This is a genomic window from Phycicoccus flavus, assembly GCF_004025965.2.
Taxonomy (GTDB): domain Bacteria; phylum Actinomycetota; class Actinomycetes; order Actinomycetales; family Dermatophilaceae; genus Phycicoccus; species Phycicoccus flavus.
In genome coordinates, this window is sequence record NZ_SAYU02000104.1 from 1 (window position 1) to 8222 (window position 8222).

8 protein-coding genes and 1 pseudogene are annotated in these 8222 nt (G+C 75.6%); 3 read left to right on the forward strand and 6 right to left on the reverse strand.

Translation table 11 applies throughout. The annotated features are described in order from the left end of the window. The coding region (locus EPD83_RS19180) for an alpha-amylase family glycosyl hydrolase (protein WP_165567012.1) at nucleotides 1-1407 on the forward strand (1407 nt) is incomplete at its 5' end. A 62-nt stretch (nucleotides 1408-1469) separates the two neighbouring features. Here EPD83_RS19180 and EPD83_RS19185 read toward each other — a convergent pair. Next, on the reverse strand, nucleotides 1470-2102 hold the full coding sequence (locus EPD83_RS19185) for a ScbR family autoregulator-binding transcription factor (protein WP_165567013.1): 633 nt from the start codon (nucleotides 2100-2102) through the stop codon (nucleotides 1470-1472). A 245-nt stretch (nucleotides 2103-2347) separates the two neighbouring features. Between EPD83_RS19185 and EPD83_RS19190 the strand changes: the two genes are divergently transcribed. Continuing rightward, the gene (locus EPD83_RS19190) at nucleotides 2348-2854 is read left to right on the forward strand and encodes a DUF3253 domain-containing protein (protein WP_165567014.1); all 507 of its coding nucleotides are present in this window, start codon (nucleotides 2348-2350) and stop codon (nucleotides 2852-2854) included. 33 nt (nucleotides 2855-2887) lie between these two features. Here EPD83_RS19190 and EPD83_RS19195 read toward each other — a convergent pair whose 3' ends face one another. The 4 genes from EPD83_RS19195 to EPD83_RS19210 all read right to left on the reverse strand — a co-directional run bounded on the left by EPD83_RS19195 (nucleotide 2888) and on the right by EPD83_RS19210 (nucleotide 7383). Further along, nucleotides 2888-5053 carry a malate synthase G gene (locus EPD83_RS19195; protein ID WP_128367973.1) on the reverse strand — a complete coding sequence of 722 codons (2166 nt, stop codon included), beginning with the start codon at nucleotides 5051-5053 and terminating at the stop codon, nucleotides 2888-2890. After that, a complete protein-coding gene (locus EPD83_RS19200) occupies nucleotides 5050-5472 on the reverse strand; it encodes a GlcG/HbpS family heme-binding protein (RefSeq protein ID WP_164896661.1) in 423 nt (140 codons plus the stop codon). Before EPD83_RS19200 ends, EPD83_RS19195 begins: the two co-directional genes overlap by 4 nt. A 116-nt stretch (nucleotides 5473-5588) precedes the next feature. After that, the gene (locus EPD83_RS19205) at nucleotides 5589-7118 is read right to left on the reverse strand and encodes an MFS transporter (RefSeq protein WP_235950726.1); all 1530 of its coding nucleotides are present in this window, start codon (nucleotides 7116-7118) and stop codon (nucleotides 5589-5591) included. A gap of 79 nt (nucleotides 7119-7197) precedes the next feature. Then, nucleotides 7198-7383 (reverse strand): hypothetical protein, encoded by a 186-nt coding sequence (locus tag EPD83_RS19210; RefSeq protein WP_128365267.1) that lies wholly within the window; start codon nucleotides 7381-7383, stop codon nucleotides 7198-7200. Between the two features lie 73 nt (nucleotides 7384-7456). Between EPD83_RS19210 and EPD83_RS19215 the strand changes: the two genes are divergently transcribed. Beyond that, a complete protein-coding gene (locus EPD83_RS19215) occupies nucleotides 7457-8002 on the forward strand; it encodes a MarR family winged helix-turn-helix transcriptional regulator (protein WP_235950728.1) in 546 nt (181 codons plus the stop codon). Here the strand turns inward: EPD83_RS19215 and EPD83_RS19220 are convergent. Then, nucleotides 7914-8222 (reverse strand): annotated as a pseudogene (locus EPD83_RS19220) (MFS transporter); the annotation flags it as partial. The gene EPD83_RS19215 and the pseudogene EPD83_RS19220 overlap by 89 nt on opposite strands.

The window sequence follows — 8222 nt, forward strand, 5'->3', positions numbered from 1 at the left end:
CCGTTCGCCGACGCCGGGTACGACGTCGCCGACTACCTCTCCGTCGCGCCCCGCTACGGCACGAACGAGGACCTCGTGGCCTTCGTCGACGCGGCCCGCAGCCGCGGCATCCGGGTGCTGCTCGACCTCGTCGCCGGTCACACGAGCGACCAGCACCCCTGGTTCCGCGCCTGGGCCGACGACCCCGAGGACCACCGCTACATCCACAGCGAGCGGGTCGCCTCGCCGGCGGGGGCCTGGGCGCCGGTCCCGGGGCGTCGCGGCGGCTACTACCAGCTGAACTTCTACCCCTGCCAGCCGGCGCTGAACTTCGGCTTCGCCCGCGGCCACGAGGGCCGGCCGTGGCGGGACCGGGTCGACGACGAGGGTCCGCGGGCCAACCGGCAGGCGCTGCGCGAGGTCATGGCCTTCTGGTTCGAGCGCGGCATCAGCGGGTTCCGGGTGGACATGGCGGCCTCGCTCGTCAAGGACGATCCGGGCCTCGTGGAGACGAGCCGGCTGTGGGGCGAGATGCGCGACTGGCTGGACCGCGAGCACCCGGACGCCGCGCTGCTGTCGGAGTGGGGCGAGCCCGCCCTCGCGGTCCCCGCCGGGTTCCACGCCGACTTCTTCCTCCAGTTCGACAACCCGGCGCTGCGCTCGCTGTGGCACACCGGCACCGGCACCACCGACCCGTCGTGGACCGGGACCGACCGGTTCTTCTTCGACCCCGAGGGCAGCGGCGGCATCGAGGTGTTCCTCCGCGAGTGGCGCCGCGCCACCGAGGCCATCGGCGTCGACGGCGGACACGTCGCCCTGCCGACGTCGAACCACGACTACGCCCGCCTCGTCAGCGGGCCGCGCACCGCCGACCAGGTGCGGGCCGCCTTCGCGTTCCTCCTCACCTGGCCCTCGCTGCCGACCATCTACATGGGCGACGAGATCGGCATGCGGTACGTCCCGGACCTGCCCGACACCGAGGGCAGCCGGCTCATGCCGACCTACGACCGCACCGGCTCCCGGACCCCGGTGCAGTGGGAGCCCGGTCCCGGCGCGGGCTTCTCGACGGCGCCCGAGGACCGGTTCTACCTTCCGCTGGACCCCGACCCCGCCCGCCCCGACGTCGCGACCCAGCGGGCCGACGAGGGCTCGCTGCTGCACCTGGTCCGGCGCCTCGTCGCCCTCCGCCACGGCACGCCCGCGCTGGGGCCGTCGGGCGGCCTCGAGGTCCTCACCGAGGGCTACCCCTTCGCCTACGTCCGCGGCGGCAGCCACCTCGTCGTCGTCAACCCGCGCCGCGAGCCGGCCGCGTGCGACCTGCCAGCGGGCTGGGCGGACGCCGAGCCCGTGGAGGTCGAGGGCGTCCGCCTCACCGCGGACCGGGCCGAGGCCGCCGGCTTCGCGTTCGGGATCTTCGCCCGCCGCTGACCGCCGCTGACCGCCGCCGTCCGCTGCCGATCCGTCGGCGCCGGCCAGTGGCCGAGCCGTCGTCAGCCGGGGTCCACCGCGCGCGTCGAGGGCGGCCGGACGTCGACGTCGCGGACGTCACCGGTCCCGACGAGCCCCGGCACGAGCAGCCTCCACATGGACTCGACCCGCTCCTCGAGGTCGGCGCGACCGGTGAGCGTCTCGCTCGTCAGCTGCAGGCCCGTCATCGAGGCGCAGACGACGTAGGCGGCGGCCTCCGGGTCGACCCCGGGGGCGAGGGCGCCCTCGTCCCGGGCCTGGCGCAGCAGGGCCGCGACGCCGTCGATCCACGTGCGGTACCCGCCGACGACGGAGTCCGGCGAGCCCGCGCGGTTCACGGTCATCCGGATGCTCGCCCGCATGAGCGGGTCGGTGAGCAGGGCCTCGACGAAGGCGTACGAGAGGTCGACGACGCACTGCAGCGGGGGGACGCCGGGGTCGGTCCGCCGGTCCAGCCAGGCGCCCTGCTCGGCGATGATCGCCTCGGCGATGGCCTCCTTGGAGGAGAAGTGGAAGTACAGCGCGCCCTTGGTGACGCCGCTCTCCCGGACCATGAGGTTGATCGTGGCGGCGTCGTACCCGTGCCTCTCGATGACGGCGGCGGCGCCCTCGAGCGCCGCCCGCCGGGTGGCGATGGCTCGTTGCTGCTGCGGCACTGGGGTCCTCTCGGGCTCCGTCCGGCGGGAGCGCCGCCCACGGTCCGCGGCGCACTCGGTCCGGGTCCAGGGTAGCCGCCGGAACGCTCCCCGACAGAAAACGGGGCGTACGGTCGTTTCTGCGGGTAGGGTGCTGCCGGACCGCGGAGGGGGGTCGCCCCGGGCCCGCCCTGCGGACTCGGCACCGGGGCGACCGGGCGGTCCACGGGGGCACCCGGGTCCCTCGCGCCGCGTAGCCTGCCGGGATGGGAGATGCCGCCGACGGGGCCCGTGAGGTGCAGCGCACCGAGGACGGGCACCACATCGTCGTCGACGGCCGGCGCTGGCGCGCCACCGACCCGGGCATCCCCGAGCGGCTGCGGTCCGAGCTCGTCGCCGAGCTCATGGCCGCCCGGCGGCTCGTGCGCACGGAGGGGGACGCGGTCCGCCACCGGGTGCAGGACGCCAAGGTGGCGCTCGGCGAGCGCGGCGCCCCCTGGTGGGAGCCGGTGTCCGAGGCGGACCGGGCCGAGCGGGCGACGGCCGCCTTCCGGGCCCTGCTGCGGCACCGGCCCGAGGGGACGGTCTGCCCCAGCGAGGTCGCCCGGGTCGTCGGAGGCGAGGACTGGCGCGGGCTCTCGGCCGAGGTCCGCGCGCTCGCCTTCGACCGCGCCGCCGACGGTGAGCTGGCCGTCCTCCAGAAGGGCGAGGCGGTCGAGCGCGGCGCCCGCGGACCCGTCCGTGTGGGCCGCGGCCCGACGTTCGCCGACTGACCCGACGACGACGCGACGTCGCCGGGCAGCGGGTCAGCCGGACTTCTTGCGGCGGCGCAGGCCGTGGAGCAGGGGCTCGGTGTAGCCGTTCGGCTGCTGCGCCCCCTCGACGACGAGCCGCCGCGCGGCCTCGAACGCCAGGCCGGGGCCGCCGGTCCCGACGAGCGGCTCGTAGCCGGGGTCGCCGGCGTTCTGCTCGTCGACGACCGAGGACAGCCGGTGCAGGCTGTCGTCGAGCTGCTCCTCGTCGACGACGCCGTGCGCCAGCCAGTTGGCGAGCAGCTGGCTGGAGATCCGCAGCGTCGCCCGGTCCTCCATGAGCGCGACCCCGTGGATGTCGGGCACCTTCGAGCAGCCCACGCCCTGGTCGACCCAGCGCACGACGTACCCGAGGATCGACTGGACGTTGTTGTCGAGCTCGGTGGCGACGACGTCGGGGTCCAGCGGCCCGTCGGCCAGCGGCACGCGCAGCATCTCGGCGACCTCCTGGCTCTCGCGGCCGGCCAGCTCGTCACCGACGGCGAAGGCGTCGACCTCGTGGTAGTGCAGGGCGTGCAGCGTCGCGGCGGTCGGCGAGGGGACCCAGGCGGTCGTCGCGCCGGCCCGCACGTGACCGACCTTCTGCTCGAGCATGTCGTGCATGAGGTCCGGCATGGCCCACATGCCCTTGCCGATCTGCCCGTGCCGCAGCAGCCCCGCGGCCAGGCCGGCGTCGACGTTGGACCGCTCGTAGGCGGCGAGCCACGGCTCGGACCGCATCTCGCCCTTGGGCACCATGACGCCCGCGCGCAGCGAGGTGTGGATCTCGTCGCCGGTGCGGTCCAGGAAGCCGGTGTTGATGAAGACGACGCGCTCGCGGGCCTCGCGGATGCAGGCGAGGAGGTTGACGCTCGTGCGCCGTTCCTCGTCCATGATCCCCATCTTGAGCGTGGCCGGCTCCAGGCCGAACAGGGTCTCGGCGCGGGCGAACAGCTCGGCGGCGAAGGCGACCTCGGCCGGCCCGTGCATCTTCGGTTTGACGATGTACATCGACCCGCGGCGGGAGTTGACCCGCTCGGTGTCGCCGCGCAGGTCCGGCAGCGCGCCGAGCGCCGTGAGGACGGTGTCGAGGATGCCCTCCGGGACCTCGGCGCCGTCGGGGTCCCGCACGGCGTCCGTCGTCATGAGGTGACCGACGTTGCGGACGAGCAGCAGCGCCCGGCCGGGCAGGGTGACGGTCGACCCGTCCGGTGCGGTGTACTCGCGGTCCGGGGCCATCGTGCGGGTGAAGGACTCGCCGCCCTTGTCGACCTCGGCGGTCAGGGCGCCACGCATGAGGTCGCGCCAGTTGCGGTAGCCGAGCACCTTGTCGTCGGCGTCGACGGCGGCCACCGAGTCCTCGAGGTCCATGATCGTCGTCACCGCGGCCTCGAGGACGACGTCGGCCACGCCGGCGGGGTCGTCGCTGCCGATGGGGTGGTCGTGGTCGACCACGACCTCGACGTGCAGGCCGTGGTGGACGAGCAGGACGGTGTCCGGCGACCCGGCGTCCCCGGTCCAGCCGACGAGGCCGCCCGGGTCGGCGAGACCGGACGGGGCGGCGTCCCCCAGGTCGACGACGAGCGCGCCGTCCTCGACCCGGTAGGCCGTGGCGTCGGCGTGCGAGCCGGAGGCCAGCGGTGCCACGGCGTCGAGCAGCTCGCGGCCGCGGCGGATGGACACCGCGCCGCGGGTGGGGTTGTAGTCGGAGCCGGTCAGGGCGGTCTCGCCCTCGTCCGGGATGGCGTCGGTGCCGTAGAGCGCGTCGTAGAGCGACCCCCAGCGGGCGTTCGCCGCGTTCACCGCGAAGCGCGCGTTGAGCAGCGGCACGACGAGCTGCGGTCCGGCGACGGCGGCGATCTCGTCGTCGACGTCCTCGGTGTCGACCATGAACGGCTCGGGCGCCGGCAGCAGGTAGCCGATCTCCTCGAGGAAGGCGCGGTAGTCGCCGGCGTCGGGGCGGCCGGGGTGCTCGGTGTGCCAGGCGTCGAGGCGCTCCTGGATCCGGTCCCGCTCGGCGAGCAGCTCGCGGTTGCGGGGTGCGAGGTCGGTGACGATCGCGGCGAGCCCGGTCCAGAAGTCGTCGGCGTCGATCCCGGTGCCGGCGAGCGCCTCGTCCTCGACGAAGCGCGCGAGGACCTCGGCGACGTCGAGCCCCGCCCGCTCGGTGCGCCCGCTCACGCCACGCCCTCCGCGCCGACCTCGGCCAGCACGGCGGCCGCGATCTCGGCGTCCTGGTCGGGACGGCCCCCCGCCACCCCGAGCCCGCCGACGTGCACGCCGTCGAACACCAGCGGGACCCCGCCGGCGATGCTCGTGAGGATGCCGCCGGTGCCGTGCTCGAGGGCCACGGCCAGCTCGGGCACCATCGCGGCGCTCGGCTTGCGGGTGGACGCCGCGGTCATCGCCTTGCGCCGGCTCGTCTCCACGGAGTGCGGCGTCGCGCCGTCGGCCCGGCCGAAGGCGACCATCGCCATCGCGGGGTCGACGACGGTGACGACGCCGCGCACCCCGGCCCGCTCGGCCGCCGCTATGGCGACGGCGACGACGTGTGCCGCGGTCTCGTAGGTGACGACGGGGACGCTGGTGTGGCTGGGCACGGTTCTCCTCGAGGCGACGGCGACGGTGCGGTGCTGCTCCGACCGTAGGGCTGCGGAGGGCCCGGGACAACGCCGCGTGCCCACCGATCCGCGGCGCACGTCCCGCGCCGGGCGGGTCAGCCGTCGCGCGGCTCGGCGTGGGTGCGCTGCGGCGGGTCGGCCACGGAGCAGTGGCGCAGGGCGGGCGGCCGGTCGACGGCGGGCTCGACGCCCTCGGAGGGGCCCGGGGCCTCCGGCCGGGGGTCGCGGACGGTGACGAGCGAGACCACGGCGCCGAGGACGAGCAGGACGGCCGAGATGACCAGGGCCCGGTCGAAGCCGGCGTCGAAGACCGCGGGGTCCTCGTAGTCGCTGCCGGTGAGGCCGACGAGCGCCGGCACGGCGGCCACCGCGAGCAGGCCTCCGGTGCGCGCCACGGCGTTGTTGACGCCGGACGCGAGGCCGGAGTGGTTGCCGGGTACCGACGACAGCGCGGTGGCGGTCAGCGGGGCGACGAGCGCGGCCAGCCCGAGGCCGAACAGCAGCACCGGCGGCAGCACGTCGGTGACGTACCCGGCGTCCGGTCCGAGCGTCGTCATCCAGCCGAGCGCCGCGGCACAGACGAGCGGGCCGATCACCAGCTGGCGGCGTGGGCCGAGCCGGGCGGCGAGGTCCCCGGACCGGGCGGACAGCGCGAGCATGACGACGGTGACCGGCAGCAGCGCGGTCCCGGCGGCGACCGGCCCGAAGCCGGCGACGATCTGGAGCTCGAGGACGAGGAGGAAGAAGACGACGCCGAGCGCGCCGTAGACGACGAGGGTCACGGCGTTGACGGCGCGGAACTGGCTGGAGGCGAACACCGAGAACGGCAGGACGGGGTGGTCCGAGCGCCCCTCGACGACGACGAACGCGACGGCCGCGAGGACCCCGAGGGCCAGGGACCCGACGGTGCGGGCGTCCCACCCGCGGCTGCTCACCGCGATGAGGGCGTAGGTGAGCCCGGCCAGCGACACCGCCGCGGCGGCCGATCCGGCGAGGTCGATCCGGCGCGGGGCGTCCTCGTCGGCGGTCTCGGGCACGTGCCGGCGGACGACCCAGACGACGACGGCGGCCAGCGGCACGTTGATCCAGAACACCCAGCGCCACGACGCGGCCTCGACCAGCCAGCCGCCGAGGAACGGCCCGACCGCGGTCGCGACCCCGCCGAGACCGGACCAGGCGCCGATGGCCCGGCCCCGGTCCTCGGGGGCGAAGGAGGCCTGGATCACCGACAGGCTCGCCGGGGTGAGCAGGGCGCCGCCGACCCCCTGGAGCAGCCGGGCGGCGACGAGCAGGGTGGCGTCGGTGGCGAGGGCGCACAGCACCGACGCCGCGGCGAACCAGAGCACCCCGACGGCGAACACCCGGGCCCGGCCGTACCGGTCGCCGAGGCTGCCGCCGACGAGGATGAAGGAGGCGAGGGTCAGGGCGTAGCCGGTGACGACCCACTGCAGCGTGCCGAACGGGGCGTCGAGGTCGCGGCCGACGGCGGGCAGGGCGACGTTGACGACGGTGGCGTCGATGCCGGCCATGCCGGAGCCGAGGATCGCGGCGAGGACGACCCACCGGCCCTGCGCGGTGTCGAGCCGCAGGGCGGGGTCCTCCCGGGACACGGGAACGGGGTCCACGCGCACATGGGACCACATCGGCGACGGGACCGGAAGCCGGGCCGCCCGGCCCGCGCCACGGCCCCGGCCGGTGCCCGGCTCAGGGCGTCGTCGACCCGCGGTCCCGGCGGACCTGCTCGAGCCGTCGCTCCCGCTCCCGGCGCAGCCGCAGCTGCGGGTCGTCCGACCCGAGCTGCGCGGGACCGAACACGCTCACCGCCGCGTAGCGGAACCGCCAGCCGATGCGGTAGCCCAGCGGCAGCGCCCGCCGCGACGTCCGGTCCATGTCGTCCTCCAGGTACTTCGTGCCCTCATGGTTCGTGGACGAACCTACCCGCGCGGACACGTAGGATGAATTCGTGGCCGACACGCACAGCCCGGGGACCCGGGGAGGGGCCGGCGGGGAGCCGCCCGCCGACCTGCTCGCGCTGGACCGTCAGGTGTGCTTCGCGCTCGCCGTGGCGAGCCGCAACGTCATCGCGCTCTACCGGCCGCTGCTGGAGCCGATGGGGATCACCCATCCGCAGTACCTCGTGATGCTGGCCCTCTGGGAGGAGTCGCCCCTCCGGGTCTCCGAGATCGCCCGACGGATCGGCCTCGAGCCGCCCACGCTGTCCCCGATCCTCAAGCGGCTGGAGGCGTCCGGGCTCGTCGTGCGCGAGCGGGACGCCCGCGACGACCGGGCGCTGGCCGTGCGGTTGACCCCCGAGGGGCGCAGGCTCCGGCGACGCGCGGAACGCATCCCCCCGGCGATCATCGACCGGCTCGGCCTGGACATCGCCGAGCTGGAGGAGACCCGGTCGCGGCTCGTGCGCCTCATCGAGGCCGCGGACCGCCACCCGGGGGACCGGCCCGGTCCGCCCACGACCGGACGCCCGGGTCGGGGAACCGGAGCAGCGCGGTGAGGGCCCCGACGACCACGACGGCCGCGAACGCGACGTCCAGGCCCCAGCGTCCGCTGAGGACCCCGGCGAGCGGCGCGCCCACCGCCTGCCCGACCGCGATGGCGAGGAACCCGGCGCCGACGCCGGCGGCCACCTCGTCCGGCCACACCCGGGTCGCGCCGACGAGCACGAGCCCGGTGAGCGCGACGTAGGACGCGCCGAAGACCGCGGCGGCGACGAA